The sequence below is a fragment of the Levilactobacillus suantsaii genome (assembly GCF_014069315.1).
In the GTDB taxonomy this organism is placed as follows: Bacteria; Bacillota; Bacilli; order Lactobacillales; family Lactobacillaceae; genus Levilactobacillus; species Levilactobacillus suantsaii.
The window spans coordinates 1,694,921-1,719,946 of record NZ_CP059603.1 but is presented as its reverse complement, the minus strand read 5'-3'; the positions used below and the strand labels follow the sequence as shown (position 1 = coordinate 1,719,946).

19 protein-coding genes and 1 pseudogene are annotated in these 25,026 nt (G+C 51.9%); 6 read left to right on the top strand and 14 right to left on the bottom strand.

Going from position 1 to position 25,026, the window contains the following annotated elements; translation table 11 throughout:
- Positions 1 to 19 precede the first annotated feature (19 nt).
- From H3M12_RS07950 to H3M12_RS07930, 5 genes are all read right to left on the bottom strand, one after another.
- Positions 20 to 1,408: a hypothetical protein gene (locus H3M12_RS07950; RefSeq protein ID WP_182150603.1), complete on the bottom strand. Its 1,389-nt coding sequence runs from the start codon at positions 1,406 to 1,408 to the stop codon at positions 20 to 22.
- Between the two features lie 30 nt (positions 1,409 to 1,438).
- Positions 1,439 to 5,863 (bottom strand): KxYKxGKxW signal peptide domain-containing protein, encoded by a 4,425-nt coding sequence (locus tag H3M12_RS07945; RefSeq protein ID WP_267905789.1) that lies wholly within the window; start codon positions 5,861 to 5,863, stop codon positions 1,439 to 1,441.
- Between the two features lie 695 nt (positions 5,864 to 6,558).
- Positions 6,559 to 7,461, bottom strand: coding sequence for an RluA family pseudouridine synthase (locus H3M12_RS07940; protein WP_129031764.1), 903 nt, complete (start codon positions 7,459 to 7,461; stop codon positions 6,559 to 6,561).
- A complete protein-coding gene (locus tag H3M12_RS07935; protein ID WP_129031763.1) occupies positions 7,458 to 8,261 on the bottom strand; it encodes an NAD kinase in 804 nt (267 codons plus the stop codon). The genes H3M12_RS07940 and H3M12_RS07935 overlap by 4 nt, the downstream gene beginning before the upstream one ends.
- A gap of 82 nt (positions 8,262 to 8,343) precedes the next feature.
- Positions 8,344 to 8,994 carry a GTP pyrophosphokinase gene (locus H3M12_RS07930; RefSeq protein WP_182150601.1) on the bottom strand — a complete coding sequence of 217 codons (651 nt, stop codon included), beginning with the start codon at positions 8,992 to 8,994 and terminating at the stop codon, positions 8,344 to 8,346.
- 443 nt (positions 8,995 to 9,437) lie between these two features.
- On the opposite strand from H3M12_RS07930, the gene H3M12_RS07925 reads away from it, so the two are divergent.
- Positions 9,438 to 10,091, top strand: a complete 654-nt coding sequence (locus tag H3M12_RS07925; protein WP_182150600.1) for a DsbA family protein — start codon at positions 9,438 to 9,440, stop codon at positions 10,089 to 10,091.
- Positions 10,092 to 10,237: 146 nt separating this feature from the next.
- A complete protein-coding gene (locus H3M12_RS07920) occupies positions 10,238 to 11,098 on the top strand; it encodes a DegV family protein (protein ID WP_129031761.1) in 861 nt (286 codons plus the stop codon).
- Between the two features lie 73 nt (positions 11,099 to 11,171).
- Here H3M12_RS07920 and pepF read toward each other — a convergent pair whose 3' ends face one another.
- The 7 genes from pepF to H3M12_RS07885 form a co-directional block, all read right to left on the bottom strand.
- Positions 11,172 to 12,977 carry an oligoendopeptidase F gene (pepF, locus tag H3M12_RS07915; RefSeq protein ID WP_129031760.1) on the bottom strand — a complete coding sequence of 602 codons (1,806 nt, stop codon included), beginning with the start codon at positions 12,975 to 12,977 and terminating at the stop codon, positions 11,172 to 11,174.
- Positions 12,978 to 13,049: 72 nt separating this feature from the next.
- Positions 13,050 to 14,105 (bottom strand): competence protein CoiA, encoded by a 1,056-nt coding sequence (locus H3M12_RS07910; protein ID WP_129031759.1) that lies wholly within the window; start codon positions 14,103 to 14,105, stop codon positions 13,050 to 13,052.
- A gap of 188 nt (positions 14,106 to 14,293) precedes the next feature.
- Positions 14,294 to 15,160 (bottom strand): aldo/keto reductase, encoded by an 867-nt coding sequence (locus H3M12_RS07905; RefSeq protein WP_182150599.1) that lies wholly within the window; start codon positions 15,158 to 15,160, stop codon positions 14,294 to 14,296.
- Positions 15,161 to 15,316: 156 nt separating this feature from the next.
- Entirely contained in the window at positions 15,317 to 15,967 is a 651-nt protein-coding gene (gene trmB, locus H3M12_RS07900; protein WP_129031757.1) for a tRNA (guanosine(46)-N7)-methyltransferase TrmB, read from the bottom strand.
- A 65-nt stretch (positions 15,968 to 16,032) separates the two neighbouring features.
- The gene (locus tag H3M12_RS07895; RefSeq protein ID WP_129031921.1) at positions 16,033 to 16,824 is read right to left on the bottom strand and encodes a phosphotransferase family protein; all 792 of its coding nucleotides are present in this window, start codon (positions 16,822 to 16,824) and stop codon (positions 16,033 to 16,035) included.
- Between the two features lie 61 nt (positions 16,825 to 16,885).
- Entirely contained in the window at positions 16,886 to 18,112 is a 1,227-nt protein-coding gene (locus H3M12_RS07890) for an ABC transporter permease (protein ID WP_129031756.1), read from the bottom strand.
- The gene (locus tag H3M12_RS07885; RefSeq protein WP_129031755.1) at positions 18,109 to 18,843 is read right to left on the bottom strand and encodes an ABC transporter ATP-binding protein; all 735 of its coding nucleotides are present in this window, start codon (positions 18,841 to 18,843) and stop codon (positions 18,109 to 18,111) included. The genes H3M12_RS07890 and H3M12_RS07885 overlap by 4 nt, the downstream gene beginning before the upstream one ends.
- Before the next feature lie 133 nt (positions 18,844 to 18,976).
- On the opposite strand from H3M12_RS07885, the gene H3M12_RS07880 reads away from it, so the two are divergent.
- From H3M12_RS07880 to H3M12_RS07870, 3 genes are all read left to right on the top strand, one after another.
- Positions 18,977 to 19,435: an HIT family protein gene (locus H3M12_RS07880; protein ID WP_170954944.1), complete on the top strand. Its 459-nt coding sequence runs from the start codon at positions 18,977 to 18,979 to the stop codon at positions 19,433 to 19,435.
- Between the two features lie 3 nt (positions 19,436 to 19,438).
- Entirely contained in the window at positions 19,439 to 19,765 is a 327-nt protein-coding gene (locus H3M12_RS07875) for a hypothetical protein (protein WP_129031754.1), read from the top strand.
- A 106-nt stretch (positions 19,766 to 19,871) separates the two neighbouring features.
- The gene (locus H3M12_RS07870; protein WP_129031753.1) at positions 19,872 to 20,792 is read left to right on the top strand and encodes a peptidylprolyl isomerase PrsA; all 921 of its coding nucleotides are present in this window, start codon (positions 19,872 to 19,874) and stop codon (positions 20,790 to 20,792) included.
- A gap of 174 nt (positions 20,793 to 20,966) precedes the next feature.
- Here the strand turns inward: H3M12_RS07870 and H3M12_RS07865 are convergent, their stop codons facing one another.
- Positions 20,967 to 22,175, bottom strand: a complete 1,209-nt coding sequence (locus H3M12_RS07865; RefSeq protein WP_129031752.1) for an NAD(P)/FAD-dependent oxidoreductase — start codon at positions 22,173 to 22,175, stop codon at positions 20,967 to 20,969.
- Positions 22,176 to 22,382: 207 nt separating this feature from the next.
- On the opposite strand from H3M12_RS07865, the pseudogene H3M12_RS07860 reads away from it, so the two are divergent.
- A pseudogene (locus H3M12_RS07860) lies at positions 22,383 to 23,845 on the top strand (catalase).
- A gap of 208 nt (positions 23,846 to 24,053) precedes the next feature.
- Here the strand turns inward: H3M12_RS07860 and H3M12_RS07855 are convergent.
- Complete coding sequence (locus H3M12_RS07855; RefSeq protein ID WP_129031750.1) at positions 24,054 to 25,025, bottom strand: 3'-5' exoribonuclease YhaM family protein; 972 nt, start codon at positions 25,023 to 25,025, stop codon at positions 24,054 to 24,056.
- Position 25,026: the final 1 nt, after the last annotated feature.

Here is a 25,026-nt window from a genome sequence, read left to right as displayed (position 1 = left end):
AAACTATTTAGTCTCGTTTTTAATTATCATCGTGCTTACGCCGCTTGCCAGCGAAGAACCACCAGGAGCCACCAGCCAAGGCAATGAGGGCGGCTGCAAGAGCACCCCACAACGTCTTGTGATCCGATTGCTCATCAGCTGAGCGGTTGACGCCGTCATTCGTTTCACCCGCGGTTGCAGCTTGCGAGCCATCCGCAGCTTTCTTCTTGTTGGCTGCTTGCTTCTTATCCGAATTGTTAGTATCGGAATCAGAATCGCTGACTGCTTGATCCGCTGAAGCTGCAGTGGTCAAATCAACTGGTGCTTGCGGTGCCGGTGCTTGTGGTGCTGACGCCGTTGCTGCCGTTGCCGTTTCACTTGGGTTGACACCCCGGTAAATTGGCGTTGCAGCTAAGTTGGTTGCCACTGCCGTTTGCGTAGCGGTTCCTTGGTTACCAGCCCCACTGTTCGTTGCATTAGTGGTTCCAGTAGTCGTGGTTCCTGAACCGTTGTTAGTGCCACCGGTAGTAGTCCCAGATCCATTATTGGTGTTGGAACCAGTGTTGGATCCATTACCGTTGCCAGTTCCAGCATCACCTGCTGAGCCGGTATCTGCATCGGTGTCGCTATCAGAGTCCGTATCACTGTCAGTATCGGAATCGCTGTCAGTGTCGGAGTCACTGTCGCTATCGGAATCCGTATCACTGTCGGTATCGCTATCGCTGTCCGTATCGCTGTCGGTGTCGGAATCGGTATCGCTATCGGAGTCCGTGTCACTGTCAGTATCCGAATCAGTATCGCTATCGCTGTCAGTATCACTGTCGGTGTCGGAGTCCGTATCGCTGTCAGTGTCGGAATCACTGTCGGTATCCGAATCAGTGTCGCTATCGCTGTCCGTATCACTGTCAGTATCCGAATCACTGTCGGTGTCAGAGTCCGTATCGCTATCGGTGTCGGTATCGCTGTCCGTGTCGCTATCAGAGTCCGTATCGCTGTCAGTATCGGAATCACTGTCAGTATCCGAATCAGTGTCGCTATCAGAGTCCGTATCACTGTCAGTGTCGGAATCGGTATCACTATCGGAGTCTGCGTCACTGTCGCCTTCGTCATCGCTATCATCGGAATCAGAATTATCTTCAGCGCCAATTGCCAAATTAGCGTAAGAGTGCGCATCACTGGCTGAACTAGAAGCCTTGTCTTTTGACTCTGCTGCAGTAGATGCTGCATCAGAGGCCTCTGCAGCGTGACTTTGAGCAGCCGAGTTATCACCCGCTGCTTCAGCGGAATTAGCATTTTCATAAGCTTCGGAGGCAGCTGCAGCCGCGGAAGAAGCAGCAGTGGCTGCAGAAGCAGCTTCACTAGCAGCATTTGTAGCTTGAGCTGCATATGAGCTAGCTGCCGAATTCTGACCACTATATTGATCCGCCACATTCGCGTAAGAATTTGCGACGGAAGCATATTATCCGGCTTCGTTAGCCGCAGAAGACGCCATCGTTGCGGAGGATGAAGCAGCTTCACTAGCCGTTGCGTTGACCGTCAATTGACCGGCACCTAACGTAGTCGTTGCTGTACCAGATGTTACAACCAGGTAGTAGTACCCTGCATCGCTGGACTTAACATTACTTAAACTCAGAGTTGCATCTGTCGCTCCGGAAATTGCCGTACCACCAGAAGTGGCATCAGTTGTGGAGTAGTACCACTGATAAGTGACAGAGTCATCATCGGAAGTGGTACCACCAACTGGCTTCCAGTCAAGTTTACTACCTGCATCGACTGTTTGATCTTCCAGTCCGCTACCGATTGTAATTTCCTTCGAGGCCGAATAAGTGGTGCCATCTGCGTTGGTGATTGTGGCCGTCAACGTAATCGTTCCACTTGCACCAGTCACTGGGGCAACATAACCATCATCATTAATAGTTGCAATCGACGTATCACTGCTGGTCCAAGTAATTGTTCCCGTAGCGTTCCCCGGATTCGTGGTAGCCGTGTAAACACCCGTTTCGGTGTTCAACAGGTAGTCATCCCCGGAGACTTCGATTCCTGATGCGTCAATGTCCTTATCGTAAACATCGACTTCAGCTAAATTACTGTAGTAATTGGTGGTGTACGATATTGTCGACAAGCCATAAGCCGCACGGAATTGGAACGTTAGGTTTCCGGTAAAACTAGAATCGACCGTTACCGTTAAGGTACTGGAAAGGTTAGCCAAATCCCAGACACTCGTATTTGCTGCCTGGCTCACTGTAATAACATCCGGGACATTACCCGTCGTAAGATTATACCATTCTCCATTATATTGAACATACCAGTAGGCCTTCGTTGCGCCATTAACTGCGATTGCGCCAGTTCTAGCCGCCCCCGTTAACGTAAAGGTACTTCCGGAAGTCGTCGAGGTTACCGTAGCAGGTTGTTGCGTAATCCCGCCCAAAACTGTCCAGCCAAAGATCTTCGTGGCATCACCTGTTGGCTTTGACTGCCAGGATGACAGGTTATTCGAGTAATTTACTGCGTCCACCGCTGCCGAACTACCCAAACTAGCAGCAGTCGTCGCCGCCGTAGCGTAAGAACTAGCTTCAGACATGGCATCATTTGCGGCAGTGACATAAGAACTAGCTTCGTTGAAACTACCAGCTGCAACTGCTGAAGAGGCCATCGTCATGTAACTTGTCGCTGCCGAAGCCGCTTCACTGCCCATTGCTGCCGCGGATTGTGCGTCTTGAGCATAACTGGCGGTCATAGCTGTGTAGGAAGCCCCTAAACTCGTATTAGTCGTATTAGCTGCTGCTAAGGATGAAGCAACCGAAGCCGCCGAGGAGCCTAATTCATTAGCTGCTGAAGCAGCTTCAGTCGCTGCCGTGGCAACGGAATTTGTATAAGATGATTGCGCATCAACCACGCTCTGGGTCGCTGCTGCGGCAGCACTAGAAGCCGCACTAAGATTATCATTGACCAGAGCCAAATAAGTGTTCGCGTCATCGGCGGCACTAGAGGCTTCAGCGAAGTCTGATCCCGTAAAGGTTGCCGCTAAAGAAGCTGCTGAACTGGCAGCCGCCGCGTTAGAAGCAGCCGCACTAGCTGCTGAATTAGCCGCATTCATATAATCTGTTGCGGTTGAATTAAAGTCCGGTGCAGACGAGTAAGCATTGTTCGCATCGTTCGCGTGCGAATTAGCTATAGTGGCAACACTAGAAGCCGCACTAGCTAAGGAAGCCGCCGTTTCCGCATAACTGGAAGCCAAATAATTCGCGGTTGAGTCCTGTCCAGAACCCGCAGCCGCTTTCTGTAAGGCCGTATCAACATAACTCAATGCAGTGCTTGCCGCCGTACTGGTCTGAACGCTGTATGAACTGGCAACCGTCGCATAAGAAGCCGCGTTAACCGCGTAGGAACTCGCGAGATCGTAACTCCCGTTAGTTTCGTTTTCAGCGGCTAAGCTTTGGGCTTCACTAGCTGCTGTAGCGGCTGAAGTTGCTAAAGTTGCGTACGAACTAGCTTCATTGTAACTAGCAACGGCTTTAGTCGCGTAAGAACTTGGCGTAACACCGCTTACATTGGCAATGTCATACATGTTGTCGATTGCCGAACTTGCTGCAGTGGCTGCAGAATTAGCCGCTGAAGCGTAATCCGATGCCAGACTTGCTGAACTCTTCGCCTGCGTTGTGTAATCCCCGTTTTCATCCGTTACAACGACCGTTACAACATCAGATGCTACACTAAAGCTGGTTCCCAGTAAGCCCTTTTTCCCAGTAACAAGGAGTTGATAGTAATAAGTTCCTGCCGAGGCTATTGTTGCCGTGTAGTTATCCGTTTTGCTTGAAGTCGTTGATGCTGAAGTCTGGACCTGTGTCCAGGTTTTACCATCTGTCGACATATACCAAGTATAAGTAATATTTGACGTTGAACTAAGTGATGCTGAATTCGAAACGGTGGCATCAATATTGACACTGTCGCCAACAGATAAAGTATCGTTCGTCACATCCACTGCTACTGAAACGCTACTATCTTCACCAGTTTGTGCATTATCAACATCTGCGTAAAATTCTTGCGCGTACATGGCGGCACTCGAAGCTTGTAAGGTTGCTTCCTGTGTCGTGTTAGCCGCACTCGAAGCTACCCGGTATAACGAATTAGCTTCTTTGGTAGTCGATGCTACCGCTGCCGCAGATGCCGCGCTGCTGGCTACTGCCGCTGCTGATTGCGCAGTAGATGCATATTCAGAAGCCGCTACAACATACAGTGCAGACTGCGATCCGCCACTATACTGAGCGGCATCACTGGCATAACTTGTTGCGTCAGTTGCGGAACTAGCCGCTAACTGAGCACTGCTGCTGGCCATGCTTGCGGCTGTGCTGACCGTTGTAGTCGTCGCCAGACTGGCCGCCGATTCAGCCGTGCTGGTTGCGGTGCTGGCAATAGCATAATTATCGCTACTTTGACTGGCTAATGTTTGAGCCGTGACTAAAGCATCACTGGCTGCCGTGTAATCGCCACTTTCAGCGGCACTATTGGCTGTGCTGTAAGCTGCTTGAGCGGCAGTCGCTAAGCTGTTAGCGGTAATCGCGGCACTCGAGGCAACCTTAGCAGCACTGTTGGCTTGCGAGTAAGCGTTTGCAGCTGTCGAATTGGTTTTATCGTATTGCATCGACTCATAAGCGGCACTAGCTGCCGCCGAAGCCGTAGTAGCCATGGAATTCGCGGCACTGGCTTCAGAGTAAGTCGTACTATTCGTGCTGCTGACCAAACTATTAAGGTTTTGAGCTGCCGCTAATTCTGCCGCTTCGGCTGCGCTTGTAGCTACACTAGCGTAACTAACGGCTGCTTGAACATATGAATCTGCGGCCGTTGAAGCTTTTCCATAGCTAATCGACATGTCTGATGGTACCGAAGCGACATCTAATGCATCTATATACATTGATGCCAAACTATTGTAGTGCAAGGCTAAGTCAGCAGCCGTTGATGTTGCGATATAAGCACTTTGAGCCACTGAATTAGCGGCCGAAACTGGGTTATCAGTCGAAACAGAAGAGGCGCCAGAAGTATTGAATATTTCTGCATAGCTGCTGGCAGCCATCGCAGCGGAAGACGCACTAGCCGCGGTACTAGCAGCTGCAGTGGCAACTGAAGCATATTCGCTACTCAGCTTATCCTCTGCAGTTAATGCCGCAGCCGATTCTGTAGACGCTGCAGACGACACAGTTGCTGCAGTGGCCACGGCCGTCGTAGCGCTTTTACTAGTCGTAGTCGTTTGGGTGACGGCCGACGTAATGTTAGTCGTTAACGTCACATCCGCAACAGTTGCGGCGGCTGAACTTGCGGCCGAATTAATCGTTTGGTCGGCCGTAGCCGTACTAGTGGCCACCGCCGATGTTTGACTCGATTCAGTTGTGGCTGCGCTGACCGCTGACGTGGCACTAGAACTCGTCGTAGCTGAACTCAGGGCTTCACTGGCGACAGTTACGCTGCTTGAAGCTGCACTACTCGCGCTTGAGCTGGTAGCTGAACTGCTACTGGTACTGCTCGAACTACTACTTGCGGCACTCGAGCTAGTAGCTGAACTGCTACTGGTACTACTCGAACTGCTGCTCGTGGCGCTCGAACTGGTAGCTGAACTGCTACTGGTACTACTCGAACTGCTACTTGCGGCGCTCGAACTCGTCGCCGCACTACTAGTACTGCTCGAATTAGACTGGATCTCAGACTCTGTCGTTGTATCCTTAGTAACTACACTACTGCTTTCAGCTTGTGCGGAGGTATCCGCATGAGCCATCATTTGAGGTGCCCCCAAAAGTGAGAACGATGCCATAGCAGTGAAGACCCAGATCTTCCCAACCTTAAACATCTTGTATCTCAGCTTCGGATCACCGTAAAAAGCTTTATTCCGCATGAATTTCACTTTATACGTCCTCCTTTTAAATTACTCACTCGAAAAATAACTCTCCCTAAAATTGATGTATGAGACCATTAAGTAAGATAAGCGATTGCATCTATAATTTGTTCATATTGAAAACAAACGCTTATTCATAAGAAATGTTATAACAAATACATCATATATACCATTAAAAAAGGAACTATTTAATCCAAATATGATTCATAACTAAAAGATAATTAGCGATTCGTTTCACGACTTAATACATTATTTTTTATAAAATAAGAAAAAATATTAGAGTTCTAACTCAATCGACAAAATCGCTCTATGCCGCTAAAGAAAACGATTAAAATACCATCAAACGCCGCAAGTACGCGCTTGCAAAAACATTTTTAACGAAATATTTATTTTTGATTTGTGTATTAATTCCATAATAATTAAAAAAATAATATCTAGACCAATACAATATTTTTGCCCATTTTTAATGTCTTGTGTATAAATTATTGTGGCTTTTTTTACTGTGGTTTTAGACAAAAAAGTTTAAATGGACAACTCATTTTTGGAAGGAATTGCTTCAAAAATTGCGTCGAGATTCTTTTACACCCCTTAATTGCACACGATTTTCTGCCCTTATCGTCAAAATTTTCGTTCAAAAAAACCGTCCATGATCGACAAAATTCATCGATCATGGACGGTTCGTTTTAAATTTTTGGTTAGGAATCTAGTCCTTCATGCGTAATCAAGCTGGCCAAATCGGTCGGTAAAGGTGCGTAGCAAGTTATCCAGCGTTCCAAAAACGGCTGGTAGAACCGCAACCGTGCACAGTGCAAGGCTTGGCGGTGAATCCACGGATTAGTAGCATCGCCGTACAGCCAATCCCCCATCAAAGGATGGCCAATGGCCTGACAATGGACCCGAATCTGGTGCGTCCGACCAGTATGCAGCTTAATTGCCAACAACGTGGCCGTCGTCGACCGCCGCCGACACCAGAGTTCCGTCTTGGCCGCCTGCCCTGAGGCGCGCACGGTCCGCTTGATAAAGGACCCCTCCGCGCGCCCCAGCGGGTACGTGATCACCTGGTGGTCGGGTTCGACTCGGCCAGTAGCGACCGCAATGTAGCGTTTATCCAGTTGACCCAACTTCAACTGCTTATCCAAGATGGAATGGGCAAAGTGGTGTTTAGCAAACAGGACCGCCCCACTGGTGTCCCGGTCTAGGCGTGTCACGATGTGAGTCACCGTGCTGGGCGCGTGAATCGTCGTGAGGTGGCCTTTGACTCGGTTGGCCAACGTATCATCCGGGTACAGATGCGATGGGACACTCGCCATCCCCGCGGGCTTATTGACCACCAGAAAATGGTCGTCTTCATATAAGATGTCTAGTGGCTGAAACGACGTCGCCACGTGCGGGTTGGGCGCTTCCGGGGGCAACTGCAATCCCACAGTCTGCCCCGGGTGTGCCATGGCAATCACCCGGACGGCTTGCCCATCGAGTGTCACGACCCCGCCGTGGAACTTGACGCGTTTGAGATAGGTCCGTGTGACCCCGTGGGCCATGAGCACCGTGCGCACGTGCATCGGCGCGTCCCCCGTGACCGCCCATTCAAAGGCCGTCATAGGCGTTCTCTCCCGATGAAAGACGTCTCCACCCGTTGCCAGAAATGCGTGTGTCGATACTCCGCAAAGGAGATGCGCTGCTGGGCGATACGGTAGGTGATGGCCTTGATGGGCCGACCCTCGATACTGAGTTGGTCACACATCAAGACGTTGCCGGCGGATTTGACCGGTTCGATGCGGATCCATTCATCATCGGGAATAATCAGGGGCGAGCCCAACGTTCGAAAGACCAAATTGTTGATGGACGCAATCTCGGCCATTTGAATCGCGTTGAAACGGGGGTTGATCACGGCACCACCAACGGACTTATTATAAGCCGTCGAGCCGGTCGGCGTGGAGATACACAGGCCATCCCCCCGGAAACTTTCAAAAAATTCATCTTTGATGTAGACATCGGCCACCATGGTTCCCGAGACCTTTTTGATGGTCGATTCGTTTAACGCCAACGCCTGGTCTGGTTGGGTCCCATCGGCGTAATCGACGCGAATCGTGAGTAACGGGTAGCTGACACTTTGGCCATTATCCTGGACCAAACTTTGGATGAGCGCTTGGACCTCGTAGTCGCGCCAATCCGTATAAAACCCCAGGTGCCCAGTATGGATTCCCACGAAACGAATCTTGTCCAAGCGGTCGGAGTAGTGGTGAAACGCCGACAACAACGTCCCGTCGCCCCCCACCGTGACCACGATGTCGGGGTTCAGACTATCGATTTCGACCCCGCCGGCGACTAAGCCCTGATGCAATGCCGTCGCCACTTTGCGGGACGCTTGGCCATCATTACTATAAATGGATACTTTCATGAACAACGGGCCAATCACCACTGATCACCAGCAGCATGGCCCGCTTCACCTCCTAAATCATTTGATGACTGATTAATCAGGACTACTCGACGTGGTGCGCCGTTGGTGGCGTCGCATCGGTCTTGCCCGGTGTGTAATGTTGCGCTTCTTGAATCTCTTCTCTAATTTCTGACATTTCGGTATCCAGCTTAAAGGCCGCCTCCGCCGTACGTTGCAACCGCTGGCTGAGGTCTTCCGGAAAGGCCCCTTGATACTTATAGTTTAACGAGTGCTCAATCGTAGCCCAAAAGTTCATGGCCAGGGTCCGCACCTGAATTTCCGCTAAAATTTTCTTTTCGCCCGTCACTAACTGGACCGGATATTCTACCACGATATGATACGAACGGTACCCACTTGGTTTTTCGTTGTGGATGTAGTCACGTTCTTCCAAAATCGTTAAATCGGTCCGTTGCCGTAAGAGGTCGACGACTTGGTAGATGTCTTCGACGAACTGGCACATGATTCGTAACCCGGCAATGTCTTGCATGTCCTTTTCCAGCCGGGCTTCACTCACGTGACGACGCGTCATTTTTTCCTGGATGCTCGGGACCGGCTTGACCCGCCCCGTCACAAACTCGATGGGCGAACGCTGATTTTGGTTTTCAAATTGTTTACGCATCCCACGTAATTTCACCTTCAGCTCACTGACTGCTTGCTGATAAGGTAGTAAAAATTGATCCCAATTTTCGATCATAACAACTTCCCCCAGCCTTGTTTCCACATTTTACCCCTTGATTTTACCATATTTCGTCCGTAGCCGACTCTAATTCATCACATTCCCCTCGAATTGTGAAACCCTTCTCAACCATAAATAAACGGTTAGGTCAGCTTGCAAACTAAGTGCATTAACCACTTAATTTTTCCCGCAAGACCGGTCTTCCCCGGCATCGCGCCATTGGAAGCGATAAATTTTAAAGCCCCCACTTTTCACACTGATTTTTATAAGGCGTTTAACTTTACCTCCCCGGAAAAATGTTGCATGATTAAGTTGTGCCAAAACGTAAGGGGCATGAACGACTTAGAACGCATGTTCCGATTGCGTTTTTTTCATTTTTTGCTAATGTAATTATATTGTGACTTTTAAGTTTGGTGCCTCAACGCGCCAATTATTGAGGACGGATTATAGGAGGAAGCAATGTGTTAGAAGTTTATTTGTTTGTCAACCCACTGGGTGCACGATGTATGCAGTCCGAGCGCAACATCCTAAAGTTGGCCGACCATCTCACTACTAAGGTTTCATTTCAGTTTGTCCCACTACTCACGCAACAGATCGTCGAACAGGCATTAGCCACCACACACCCGACGTTAGCCGAGCGCAATGCCTGCTTCACGACTTATTATCAAGCTATCTTAGCCTATAAAGCCGCCCTATTTCAGGGGAAACGCAAGGGGCGAAACTTCTTATTAGATTTGCAAACTGCTATTATTAATCAGCACCAAAAGCTTTCCAACGATTTAGTGATTGCGCTGGCTAAAGATTGTCACCTCGACTTACCGATGTTTCTTGAAGATTGGGACTCGGACCTCGCTAAACAGTCCTTCCAGACCGACCAAAAGCTCGCCGCAGAAATGAAGATTCAACAATCTTCTTCAGCTGTCATTTTCAACTGTGACGTATCGCAATACGGCTTACTGTTAAACGACGTCACCTACGACGCGCTTTGCGACGTTTGTGAGAACCAAGGCGTGGCCACCAAGGAATCCTTGATGCAGGAACTCAATTACGCGGACGCTACAACTTCTGCCACTGCCAGTGCTAGTCATCAACATCCCCACCTGCATATGTTGTAAGTCAGCAAACTGAATCGTTTTACTATTAAAGTGTTTGGGTTCAGCCCCAAGCCTTTTTTTAGTTTACGAACTATTTTGCCCCTCGCCAATTCGGCCCTCCAAATATGGTATGATGGACTCATTACTTGACCGAAGGGGCGACACTTATGTCTATTGCCATCGTTACCGATTCCGCAGCCTACCTGACACCGGCGCAACTTAACCGATATCACATCACCGCTTTACCCATCACCGTAATTTTAGGGGCCCACCAGTACCCCGAATCCGAGTTGACCGCGGCGACCTTTTACGATTACTTGAACAGTGACCAGCCACTGCCAACGACGGCTCAGGTCTCATTGGGCCAAATCGAAACGGCCTACGACCACCTGGTAAGCCAGGGTGTTACCCAAATCATCTCCATCCACCTGTCCAGTGGCATCACGTCCTTCATGGATAACCTGCGGGCGTTTTGCCGGACCTACACCAAGGCCGAGATCTTCCCCATCGATTCGTTGATGGCCAGCGCCAGCGAAGCCAATCTGTGCCTGTTGGCTGGTCGACTGATTGAAGCCGGTTATGACGCCGCGTGCATCGCTCACGCCTTAGTGACCTTCCGTGATACTCAACACGTGTACTTCGCCGTCGACAGTCTGCGGCATCTGGCCCGGACCGGGCGGCTCTCGAACCGTTCGGCCTTAGTCGGTAGCCTGCTCAACATCAAACCGTTATTAACTTTTAACGCTGACGGTCAAATCGTGGCCATCGCTAAGGAACGCACCATGCGCCGGGCCTTTCAGTACATGGAGTCGCACCTCGCTACCGACCTCAAAACGGTCGACTACCCGGTAGCCGCCACGGTAATCGACGCCAACAATCCCGACTTAGCCGCGCAGTGGCGGGAACACCTCACCACCGCCTTCCCCCAGGTCCGCTTTACTCAAAGCCAGTTGGGCCCCGCTATCAGCATCCACACCGGCGAAAAGACCATGGGCCTGTTCTGGCAACAGGACTGGCAAGAATTCTAACCCTAACTTTCTCCACGATAAACGTGGTCCTCACAGCCAAATCGGCTCTGGGGACCACGTTTTTTAAGTGATTTTACTTTAAGTTTTGTGCTAACTGGCTGAATTCCTTCAACCGGTCGGCGAAGGTCTGAAAGGCCGTTTCCAGGTAATCCGGTTGGGTCATATCGACCCCAGCTTGCCGCATCACATCGAGCGGTAATGCCGAACTGCCGGCCTTCAGGTAATTCAAGTAAGCCGTTCGCTTGGCATCGTCGCCGCTTAAAATGCGTTGCGAGAGCGTCGTCGCCGCTGCAAAGCCGGTCGCGTACTGGTAGACGTAGTAGTTATAGTAGAAATGCGGAATCCGGGTCCATTCGTCCGCAATCTGCGGATCTGAGATGACCGCATCCCCGTAGTAACGAGCGTTGAGCTTGCCGTAGAAGTCGCTCATAAAGTCCGCCGTCAACGACTTTCCTGCCGCCGCTTGACGGTGAATGTAATCTTCAAACTCCGCAAATTGGGTCTGACGGTAAATAGTCCCCTTGAACCCGTCGAGGTATTGGTTCAACACGTAGGCCCGAACTTGCGGATCCGTTTGGGTCTTCAAGAGGTAGTCGGTCAGGAGGTTCTCGTTCGTGGTCGAGGCGATTTCCGCCACGAAGATCGAGTAGTCGCCGTACTGGTAGGGCTGGTTGGTCCGGGTATAGTGACTGTGCATGCTGTGGCCCATTTCGTGGACCAGCGTGTACAGGCTTTCCAAGCTATCCTGCCAGTTCAACAGGATATACGGCTTGGTATCATACATCCCACCGGAGTAAGCGCCGGAACGCTTGCCCTTGTTTTCCACGACATCGATGCTGCGTTGGTCGAACATCTGTTGGACGTTGGCCACGTAATCTGGTCCCAGCACCGCTAAGGCCTTGAGCGCCTCTTCCTTGGCCTGGTCGTAGGTGTAACTCAGGCTCGGTTCCCCGGTCAACGGCGTGTAAAGATCGTACATGTGTAACTCGGAAACGCCCAAAAGCTTCTTGCGCAACGCGACGTACTGGTGTAAGAGGTCCAGGTGTTGGTCAACCGTCTTGACCAGCGTGTCATAAACCACGGCCGGCACGTTGTTTTGACTCATCGCTGCTTCGCGCGCACTGCCGTAGTGCCGGACCTGTGCTTCGAAGTTATGGGTCTTGACTTCACTGGCCAACGTTGAGGCAAAGGTGTGGCGGAATTGTTGGTAGACGCTGTATAACGCTTTGAAAGCTTGTTCCCGGACTTTCGGCGTCGTGGATTCCAATAAGATACCGTACAATCCCTGCGACAGGCGCACGTCGTTGCCGTTTTCGTCTTGGACGACAGGGAATTGTAAGTCCGCGTTGTCCAAAACGCCAAACGTCTTTTCCGACGCGTCGAAGATGTCACTGGCGCCGGCCAAGAGCCGCTCTTCTGGAATCGACAAGGTGTGGGGTCGCTGTTGCCCCAACACATCAAAGACATGTTGGTAGTCCGCTAAGCGGGGTTCCGCGTCGATCAAGGCTTGCAATTGCTCAGCCGATAACGCCAACACTTCGGGTTCGTACCAGGCCGTCGCTGTGGCCACAGTTGCGACCAAGCCGCTCGCCTGGTCCGCGAAATCCTGATACGTGGCGTTGCCGGTATCCTGGTCGTTCTTCAACGATGCGTAGACGTAAGCTCGTTCAAGTTGCCGGTTCAAGTCCATGACGGCCATCGTGACCCGGTACAGGTCGGCACCGCTAGTGGCCAACTGGCCCTTCAACTTGGCGACCGTTTGCGCTTGTTGCTTGATTTTCGCTAGCGCCTGGGTAAAGGCCGCATCGTCAGCGTAAATGGTGGTCAGGTCCCAGGTCAACGCCGTGGGGACCGCCGAACGTTCTGGAATTTGTCGCATCTTACATCATCCTCCTTAAAAGTTATCTAAGCCCCAGTTTAGCACTTTCCAGGCGTCAGCGCCCTTGATTCTTCAGTGCCGCCACTGAGGTTGTCGGCAAATTACCCACCCCGTGGCGGTGGCCCGTAAATACCCCGCGGTCGTCAGTTCCGCAAGAAATTGCGTCCGGAGGTGGTCGCATAAGTGCGGCACTTGGACCCGTACGGCTTGGTCGTGGGCCGCGACCAAGCAAAAACTGCGATGGGCCAAGGCGGTCACGCGCTGTTGCGTCAAGGGCGCGGTGGTCGCAAACAGCCAGGTTCCGAACACGATGCGCCACAATAGCAACCCCCGCCCCAGAAATGGCGGGGTAATCGCCGTTGTTGCAAACGCCAGCGGAAACCCCAGTAAATGGTGCCCCGTGAGATACACCTGTTCTTGAATCGGCCGTAAAGCTGGGGCTGAGCGGGCCAGTTGACGGGTCCATCGCCGCTGGACCGCCGCTAAATCCAAGGACGGGTAAGTCACCATGTGGGTGGGCCCCACCATCAATGCTGCGACACTACCCACCACGGTCGTCTGACCCCCGTAACGTCCCGCCGCATCCTGGTATAAATGATGGACCACGCGTAGCCGATTAGTCGTGACATCCCAAAATAACAGGCACAGCTCCCACCGTGGCAGCCAAGTCATGAATCGTTCGAGTAACGACCAGTTCAGCTTCTGGTGAGCGTAGCGGTGGCCCAACACCCACAACGGATAACAGCCGAGGCGGTGGTAGCCAGCGGTGCGGTGGGTCACACCGTGAACACTCAGCGGGCTACATTGAAACTCCACGGCCACTGGCTGGGTAGCCCGGTCGACCCACACGTCGGCGCGTTGTTGAATCGCGGGTAAGACGCGCTCCAACGTGGTCAGGCCCCACGACGCAAAAAAGGTCGCCAACTGACGTTTGCCCCGTAAGTGTTCGGCCGTCTCCCCCTCGCCGGCCAACCGACAAGGACTCGCGGGCAGGTGGGCAAAATACGGGCCGACCTGCTGGCCGCGATGCAAGCGGACTGGCCCGTGACAAGCCGGACAACGGTAATCAGGGCGCCGAGTAGCCGCCCGTGCGTCGATCAGGTGGTGGGCTAATTCTGCAATTAACAACTCATCGCCTCCTTAGCACTAACTCCGTAAAGAAATTGCTTCTGGTTGTTGTCCCACCTAAAAAGCGGTGTTTCCAGACTTTAAAGCCTGAAAACACCGCCACGCAGATGCGCTCCTGAGTTGGCGCTGCCCCACTCAAGAACCGTCAATTCATCATGTTTTATTTGTCGGTTCTAGTCAATTAGAATTTAAAGTTTACCACCAAAAACGGGGTAAGCACTCGCGTCGCCATATGACAGATTCCCCACCTTAGCGAGGGCCTGCATGTCATCTGCGCTAATTTCAAAATCAATTTCGGCGTTGGCCCGCATATGATCCGGGTTGGCCGACTTCGGTAACACGATGGTGTTCAGTTGCCAATCGTAGCGAATACACAATTGGGGCACGCTGACTTGATACTTTTGGGCCATCTTCACGATCCGGTCGTCATTCATGGCCGCCCCGTGGGCCACCGGCGAAAAGGCTTCGACCGCAATGTCGTTATCCTGCGAATACTTGATGATGTCGAGCGGGGTTTCCCCGATGTGCACCTGCACTTGATTGACGGCCGGCTTGGTGATGCTATTTTGAATCAAGTTATCCAAGTCGGCCTTTTCAAAGCTCGAGACCCCAATCGTCTTGAGCTTACCGGCCTTCACCGCGTCTTCCATGGCGCGCCAAGCCTCGAGATTGCCTTCAAAGTGGCGGTCGTCGGACTGGTTGACTTCCTTCCAGGGTTGCGGGTTATGGATGATCATCATGTCCAAGTAGTCCAAGCCCATCTTGTCCAACGTAGTGTCGATTGAGTCTTTAGCGCTATCATAGTCCTTGTGTTCGGCCGCGACCTTCGAGTTGACGAAGAGCTGGTCCCGGGGGATATCTGAATTTCGAATGGCTTCGCCCATCCCACGTTCATTACCGTACGCTTGCGCGGTATCCACGTGGCGGTAACCGATTTCCAGGGCGTGTTGGACCGCCGTTGCGACCTGGTCATCTGGAATCTCCCAAACACCCAAGGCAAAGCGCGGAATCTTAATCCCATTATTCAACGTGAACGTTTCATCAAAAACCGTCATGTAAGTTCCTCCTTCAAGTCTACGTGTGCCATAATCATTGTTTACGGGACACAGTCTAAACGTTCAGGGGGCAAAAGCAAAGTAAAACGATTTCAAAATCGCATCCGAAAAAGGCCTGATGCCCGCATAAACGAGCACCAGGCCAGTCAGTTGACTTTAGTTCGTTGATTCTGGAAAATGGGCAATCACTTGGTAGATAGGACCCTTAGCGGAGAATTTTTGCTCGTACTCCGTTTGGATATCTTCCACGTCGTCGGTCGCTTGGTGCAGGTCTAACCACACGCCGTCAAAGACCATCGGGAAGTTATTCAGACCCTGTAAAGAGTACTCGAACAAGCCCCGATTGTCGGTCTTGAACTGTAACTGTCCGCCTGAAGCCAAGACGTCCTGGTAATGCGCCAAGAAAATCGGTGACGTTAACCGCCGCTTGGTGTGGCGTTTTTTGGGCCACGGATCAGAAAAGTTCAGGTATAACGCGCTGACTTCGCCGGGAGCAAAGAACGTGTTCACCGCCTCGCCGTCCGTATGGACCATTTGAACGTTGGTCAAGCCGCTATCCACGACCTTGCGTAATGCTGTGGCCACCACGGATTCTTGGATTTCAATCCCCACGAAGTTGCGTTCAGGGTGTTCACGAGCCATTTCGACGATGAATTGGCCCATCCCCGTGCCGATCTCGACCCCAATCGGTTGGTCTTGCGGGAAGCGGCTCTGCCAGTTTCCCTTGAGAGTCTCTGGTTGGGAAACAAGGTGGTCAGGATGATTGGCCAGGTAATCCTTGGCCCAGGGTTTATTGCGTACACGCATGTTGAAACGTCCTCCTTAAGACGAACGGCGGGTGTGGAAATGGTCTTTCCACCCCGCCGTCAAGTTTAATCGTGAACTGACTGACGCGTCAGTTTCTCTAATAAAATCAAGTGTTGGTTCATAATTTGAAAACGTTGTTGCCGGTAACTTTCGGTAATCACGCTCAAGCAATGAATCCGCGCGTACCAGTTGACCCGAGCATTCAAAGCGGGCGTGACCCGTTCACCGTAGTCTTGCAACCAGCGGCGCCATTCATCCAGCGGCACATACTCACAGAGCAAGGCCCCCAGATCGAACGCCGGGTCCGCAAACGTCGCGGCGTCCCAGTCAACCAGATACAGGCGTTGCCGGTCTGACAACAGCCAATTTTTATGGTTTAAATCTCCGTGACAAACTTCATACGCAGTCGTGGGCAATTGGGGCTGTTCCGTCTTGAGCGCTTGGACAGCGCGTTGAATCAACGGATGTTCACTGAGCTCCGGCGCAATGGTCGGGGCCAAGCGGTCCAGCAATTGGGCGGGCGTCGTAGAACGGCCGCCGACTTTGGTCAACATGTTATGAAGTAAATCAGAATGGTGCACCCGATGAATCAAACGGGCCACTCTTTGCTGACGCATCTCAGTCCGGTGAAGCGTCCGGCCGTTCAACCATTCTTGAGCGGTCATCACATCGCCGCTAGCTAAGCGTTGCGTCCAGACTAACCGGGGCGTAATCCCCTCCATCGATAGGGCGGCTAGAAACGGTGACGCGTTTTGCTTCAAGAAAACCTTTTCGGAGGCTTTCGTGCCCATAAACGCCGTTCCGGTATTACCGCCCAAGGGGGATAACTGCCAGCCATCACGGATATTTGGTGTCATCATGCCACCCCTTCCTCAATTTGTCAGCTATCATCCATTTTAAAGGGCTAGCGAACCAGCGTCAACCTTTATTTTCAGCCGCGCGCTTCAAGCGTTGCGGGGTGTAGCCTCGTGCAAGGTAGGCGACCTCGACGATGGCGACCAGTAACGTCACTCCGATAGTCGTCCAGTCGCGGTTCACTGCCACGACCACCAGCCATAATAAGAGCGCCGTCGTGGACAAAATAATGGTAATCAGCGTCACGAAACTGTGCAGACGTTGGTCCCAACTCAACGGGTAGACGTGGGTGAACACAACGTCATCGTATTGTTGAAAGAATGGCAGGAGTTGAAAACCAATCAGATAGATGAACAGCGCCGTCAGGATCACCGGTAACCAGCGGCCCTGGATAAAGGCCAACAACAACATCCCAATCACGGTCAGCCGCACGACCAGGCCACTAAATTCGGTGCCCCGTAACATCCCGCGACTATACAAGTAGAGGTAGGTCTTATCGTGACGCACGGGAATCCGCCGTAACAAGCCATCTAAGTACCGGCGGCGGTGGATAGTCCCCTGCACCATCGGCACGTCCGTGAAGAGGTTAAAGAAGCGGTAAATTCCGAGCATCCGGTTGTCTTCACTGGCAATCTGTTGCCGCCAGCGAATCTGCTGGCTAGCCCAGTGGCGGCGTAACCAATCGGCCACGAGCACATCGACCACCAAGCTTAAGACCACTGCCAACCATGGGGTCAGCCAGAGACCACAAGCTAGCACTATCAGACTCACGCCCCACTTGATCAGCCAGTGGTTCATTCGCCTTTGCCCCGTAACTTGGTAAGCACTGGCCAGATCCAATCGTAAAAGCGCATCTTTTAAGAGCACCTGCGCAACGACCAGGATGAGGACCTGCAATAACGACCAATTCAGGGTAACCCGTAAAAACGGCGTCAGAATGAACAGGATAATCAACTGCGTCGCCTGGGCTAGGCCCTGGCTGTACCGGCGGGCGGCAACCAAATAGTCGTGCATCGCCCGTTCCTTGGGTAACAAGAAGACTCGGTCGGCATCTTCAATCAACGTGGCGAACCGGCCGACTTGTGCCGTGATAGCGAGCACCACCAACGCCACCAGCGGTGCCCACCAGAAACCGGGGCGTAACTGCTTTAAGACGTTGGAGTAGCCTAGGCCCAAGCCCCCCAAGAAGAATAGTAGCGCAAAGACGAAGAAATCGTTGAAGACCAACCGTAAGTATTTGGCCATTTCGCGAAGGTGGCGTTGTTTACGAGTTTTAAAAAGTACCTTCATGCGCGATCGACCTCGGTCATGGATAAGTAGATATCGCTCAATGACTCCCCCGCCTTGGGTAAGGCTTGCCGCAAGTCGTTCAAGGTCCCTTCGGCTTCGACTTGGCCGGAATGCAACAGGACGAAACGGTCACAGTAACGCTGGGCGGTGTCCAGCACGTGAGTCGACATCAGGATGCTGGCCCCCTGCTTTTTCCGCTCTTCAATCAGGTTCAACAAGTCGTTGACCGCCAAGGGGTCCAAGCCCAAGAAGGGTTCGTCGATGATGTAGAGTTTGGCCTGGGTCAAAAAGGCACAAACGATCATCACCTTTTGCTTCATCCCCTTAGAGAAGTTGGCCGGAAACCAGTCTAACTTGTTCGCCAGCCGGAACGTCTTTAAGAGTTGCTTAGCCGTGACCCACGCTTGGTCCTGGTCCAAATCGTAGGCCATCATGGTCATCTCCAAGTGCTCGCGTAGCGTCAGCTCCTGGTAAAGGACTGGCGTCTCTGGAATGTAGGCGATCTGTTGCTTATACGCCTGACTATCCTGGGCGATTGTCACGCCGTTCAGGGTGATCTTTCCTTTGTGGGGCGTCAAGAGCCCAATAATGTGATTGATCGTGGTTGATTTTCCGGCCCCGTTCAGCCCAATCAGCCCGACTAGTTCACCGTCTCGCACATCAAAACTGATATCTTTTAAGACGGGAATCTGGGAGTAGCCCCCCACAACATGGCTCACTGTTAATGCCATCATTATCCCCTCATTTCTTCTATAATTAACCGCCCCATTATACCATAGACCGGCTCGTAAACGCGGCTAACGTCTGAACGGAACGGCGACCTGGTGTATAATGAATGAAACTGATATGAAAGAAGGAGTTTCCATGGAACCAATGACCCTTGACCCCCATTACGCTGATGATTGTGTCTTTTGCAAGATTTTGCAGGGGGACATCCCGAGTTATACCGTTTATGAAGACAACATTGTTAAGGCCTTCTTAGACATTTCGCAGGGGACGCCCGGCCACACCTTGGTCATCCCCAAGACCCACGTCAAAGACATCTTTGCTTACGACCCCGATTTAGCCGCGGCGGTCTTCGCCCGGATTCCCAAAATCGCCCGGGCAATCAAAGCTGCCGACCCGACCATCATCGGTATGAACATCATCAATAACAACGGCAAGGTCGCCTACCAGTCCGTATTCCATTCACATTTCCACTTGATTCCACGTTATTCGGACCAAGACGACTTCAAGATGCTTTTCAAAGACAACGGCGCTAACTATACGCCGGCGAAATACACCGCGATTCAAGACCAGATCAAAGCACAATTGGAGGACTAGCTTATGAGCGTAGGACGTTTCGTGGCTGGAGTCGGCTTAGCGGCCGGCCTTGGATTGGCCACTTACCTAACTGTCACCAAGCAGGATCCCCGCACCTGGGGGCGTAAAGTCAAGCACTCGGTCACCCAAACCAAGGCGGACCTCACCGACGTCAAGCACGCCAAAGACCGGGTCATTTCTAACGTGACCAAGCTGACCTCTGCCCTAGAAGACGGGACACAGGCCCTGACCACCATTCAACATCAGATCGAACAATTTCAATTCAAAATTGCCCCACGTGTGGCGGCCATCGAAGAAACAGTGAGCCACCTGGAAAATCACCAATCTTGAAGGTTTTATAAAAGTTCTGGGACCTTTTTAGGTTTGTCATTTTTTGTGTTATGATGTCTGAGTATGGTGTTTACACCAATTTTGATGAATGGATGTGTTGAGGAATATGAAGAAATGGTTTATCGCCCTGGCCGGCGTGCTTTTATCCGTCACGCTTGCCGGTTGTGGGAGCCAGACCGTTGCAACGACTAACGGTGGCAAAATCACCGAGAGTGCTTACTACAGCAGCCTGAAAGGGACTTCTTCTGGTAAGCAGGTCTTGCAACAAATGATTTTAAACAAGGTCTTAGAGAAGCAATACGGGAGCAAGGTCAGCAAGTCTGCCGTAACTAAGCAATTCAACAAGTACAAGTCCCAATACGGGTCTTCCTTTAACAGCGTTCTGACCCAAAGTGGTATGACGCAATCCAGTTTGAAGACCGAAATCCGGTCGAACTTACTGCTGAAGGAAGCCGTTAAGGACAACGTGACGATCACCAACAAGCAACTCAAGAAGCAATTCAAGAGTTACGAACCTAAGGTCACGGTTGCTCACATTCTGGTCTCCAAGAAAGCCACGGCCAACAAGGTCATCGACAAATTGAAGGACACCAAGAAGAGCGACTTGACTAGCGAATTCTCCAAGTTGGCGAAGAAGTACTCCACGGATACGGCTACGAAGAAAAAGGGTGGCGTGTTAAGCTCCTTTGATAGCACGGACACTTCCTTGGATTCAGACTTCAAGAAGGCGGCCTTCAAGTTGAAGACTGACGAATACACCACGACGCCAGTTAAGACCCAATACGGCTACCACGTTATCTTGATGAAGAAGAACCCTGGTAAGGGGACGTTGAAGCAACACAAGGCTGAACTGAAGCAACAGATCATCACTAGTGATATGAGTGACAGCACGGTCTTACACAACGTCGTTTCCAAGGTTCTGAAGAAGGGTAATGTTTCCATCAAGGATAGCGACATGAAGAACATCTTGTCGGACTACTTGTCCAGCAGCTCTTCATCATCATCATCCTCTTCTTCTTCGAAGTAAACCTAACCAGACAAATTCATCAAAGGGCCCGGAGCTTTCCGGGTCCTTTTTTGTGTCCCATCTTCTCATGCTCATTGCCCTGGCTATCGGACACGCACGATGCCAAACACCACTAAAACGCGCCCCGATTCGGCACTCAGGCCAAACCAGGACGCGTTTGCGTTTCAAAACCGATTATTCCTCTTTCACGGGCAGTGACCCTAGCAAACGTTGCGGGTCTTTCGGCGGATTCGCCAACAACTTGCGGACATCATCCAAATCGACGGCCACGTTCCAAACCAGGACGCCCGCCAATTTACCGGCGTCCAGAAAGTACACGATGGTCCCCATGCCCCGACGCTCAGCCTGCTGGTCTAACGCTAAGTCGATATTGCCGATTGCTTGCCAGGAAATGTCGAAAGTCATCGAGTAGAAATACGGGGTGTGTTGGTAGACTTGATGGGCGCCTGCCAAATTAGCCCCCGCTAATTCTCCGGACAACCGGGCATGGTCAACGTGTTCGAAGCGCTGCCGCCCCAATAACTTATCTGGATAAGCCGCAATGTCACCGGCCGCCCAAATGTGGGGATCGCTGGTCTGCAAGTATTGGTCGACTTCCACGCCACCTTCCGTCAGCTTCAAGTCACTGTCACGGGCCAAATCAAGCCGTGGCGTGACCCCGAGGCCCATCACAATGGTGTCTGCCGTGAGCGTCGTACCATCTTTAGTCGTCAGGACCAAGTGGTCGTCTTCACGTTGATAGGACGCAACGACTTGCTGATTACATAGTTCGACGCCGTTACGTTCAAAGGTCGTCGCAAATTCTTTTTGCAAGTCTTCCGGGAATTTGCCCATCCCCAGATCTTCTTCGGGGAAAACCAGCGTGACTTGCGTCTGGTTTTGGGCCAATGAAGCCGCGAGTTCGGTGCCGACGAACCCGCCACCGACGATGACCACGTGCTGGTTCTGGCCACTGAATTTACGCAATTTCCGATAGTCCGACCATTGCCGAAAAGTTAGGACGTGCGAATCGTCCGGCCCGTCGAGTTTGCGCGGGGCACACCCCGTTGCCAATAACAACTTGTCGTAGTGGACCGGGTCCCCCGCCGCTAACGTCAGGGTCTGCGTTTGCCGGTCAATCTGCGTTACGGTCGTCTTGAATCGAAACGTGACGTTGGCGCAATCTTCCGCGCCGATACGAATGTCTTCTTCTGTGAATTCATCATCTAGCCATAATTTTTTACTCAGGGCGGGCCGTTCGTACGGGGCGTCCGCTTCCGCCGAAATCACCAAAATGGCACCGGTAGGGTCTTGCTGGCGAATCCCCTTGACCGCATAGCCAGCCACCATACCGCCGCCCACGATTACATAGCGATACTGGTTATCCTTTGTCGTCTCACTCATTCGATCGCCTCCATAAGCTTTTTTGTTATCGATTCCATTTTAAGCTAAACGCCGGACTGGATCAACCATTACGCATCGTCACTGGGGATTGTTTTTGCACACTGCTGATACCATTCACAATTCGCTTTCGTTGAAACTCTCTGCTAATCATGGTAATTTTTAAGCGGTTACAGTATTTAAAGGTAAATCAGAGAAAGGACATGCACAATGACTGATAAATTAACCACTAGTTCCGGCCAACCGTGGGCTCATAACGAACATTCCCAAACTGCGGGCGCTCGAGGTCCGGTACTGATGCAGGATTACGATCTCCTGGAAAAACTGGCCCACTTCGACCGTGAACGGATTCCGGAACGGGTAGTCCACGCAAAGGGTGCCGGCGCCAAGGGCGTTTTTGTGCTAGAAACGATATGAGTCGCTACACCAAAGCCGACCTATTTAACGGTGTTGGCAAAAAGACGCCCCTCATCATCCGCTTTTCGCAGGTCGCTGGTGAAAAAGGGTATCCGGACACGGTGCGTGATGTGCGGGGTTTCTCGTTGAAGTTCTACACGCAGGAAGGTAATTACGATCTGGTCGGCAACAACACCCCGGTCTTCTTCGTGAACGACCCGCTGAAGTTCCCCGACTTCATTCATTCCCAAAAGCGGGACCCTAAGACCAACCGCCGGACGCAGAACATGCAGTGGGATTTTTGGTCACACTCACCAGAATCGCTCCACCAGGTGACTTACCTCATGGGTGACCGTGGCCTCCCCGCCTCCTACCGGACGATGAACGGCTACGGGTCACACACGTTCAAGTGGGTCAACCAAGACGGCGAACAATTCTGGATCAAGTATCACCTACTCTCTGATCAGGGCGTGAAAAACATGTCCGCCAAGGCGGCCGAAAAAGCCATGGTCCAAAACGTCGACTACCTACAAGACGACCTCTACGATGCGATTGAAAAGAAGAACTATCCATCCTGGACCCTCTACGTGCAGATTCTGCCGTACCAGGACGGCTTGGACTACAAGTGGGACATTTTCGACATCACCAAGGTCATTTCCCACAAGGATTACCCGCTGATCAAGGTCGGCAAGCTGACTTTGAATGAGAACCCGACCAATAACTTTACCGACGTCGAAGAAGCCGCCATGTCCCCGGCCAACTTTGTTCCCGGCATCGAACCCTCACCAGACAAACTGTTACAGGGCCGCTTGTTCTCCTACAAGGACGCCCAGCGCTACCGGTTAGGGGCCAACTTCGAAGACTTGCCGGTGAACCGGCCCATCGTCCCCGTCCACAACTACGCTCGTGACGGCGCCATGAAGAACAGCCAAGACGACCAGGTCAACTACGAGCCAAATGGTCAAAACGGTCCGGTGGAAGATACCAGTGCTGAAGTCTCCCCGGACACCGTGTCTGGCCAGACCGGCGCTCAACCTTACCGTTATAAAGTGGATTATACGACCCAGGCCGGTGACTTATACCGGCTGATGTCCGCCGACGAGCAGGACCGATTGATTGAGACCATTAAAGGTGCCCTGGGTCAAGTGACCTTGCCCGGCGTCAAGGAACTGGAAATCAAACAGTTCTACGCCGCCGATAAGGATTACGGTACCCGCGTCGCCAAAGCCCTCGGTTTTTCGATCGATGACCTCCTCAAGGATGACACCACCAAATAAATCCAGCGTCACACCAACTTTTGGTGGTGAGCTAGCAGAATAAAGAACGACGAAACGCCGCTTTACGGTAACCAACAGGTTGCTGTAAAGCGGCGTTTGGCTTAATCCTATCGGGGTGACTGGGACTAAAAAGTCCAAAATGGTCTGTGAGCACCTGACTAGTGGCCACAGACCATGATATAACCTTATTTTTAAGTCGTTGTGCCCTCTAATCCGGCTTTTTAGCCTGGGGTAAATCCGGTCGGTAGAACCGCCGCCCATCGAGCGCGAAGACCCGCTCGGAGAATTCGCCCGGTTCCGTGTGTCCCACTACGGTGTCCAGCATCATGATGGAGGCATCGAGTTCATCCAACTGGTGTAGGACTTCCGCCTCCTTAAGCGCTGGTCGGACCGGCGACCCGTACTCCAACAATCCGTGGTGACTTAGTACCATATGGCGTAAAAGCAACACGTCTTCCGCCTGGGGGTCCAATTTCAACGGGTCACAAGCCCGGACCAGTTCCCCGTCCAACAAGACGATGTGACCGACTAGGTTGCCCGCCAACGTATAGGTGGTCGCTTTAGGGCCGGATAGTTCAATCGTCTTGCCTAAATCGTGTAAGATGGCGCCCGCAAACAAAAGCGAACCGTTCAAATCGGGATATTGTTTGACCACGTGATGGGCTAACTTCAAGATCGAAATCGTGTGGAATGCCAAGCCCCCTTGAAACGCGTGGTGGTTGCTTTTAGCCGCCGGGTAAGTAAAGAACTGGTCGTGATAGCGCGTCACCAACTCACGCACTAATCGTTGCCAAGTTGGTTGTTCAATCTCAAATAAGGTCTGGTTGATGTAGTCTTCCATGGCCGCCCGCGTCATCGGCGCCCGTTCAATGAAGTCACTGGCGGTCAGCCCCACATTAGTCGGCGCTAACTGCAAGTGAAAAATCTTAATCTGTGGGTGGGTCTGGTAATTCTCCCGGCGTCCCTGCAGATGAACCACTTGTCCCGCCACGAAGGTATCAATGTCCTGCGCCGAGGCGTCCCAATATTTGCCGGAGATTTCTCCTGACCGGTCTTCGAACACCATGGCGATATACGGTTTCCCGTTCTTCGCCGTCCGAACATCAGCCGACTTCAGTAATACGAACAAATCCACCGCCTCATCGACAGCGTAATCTAGTAATTGTTTTTTGGTCGTCACT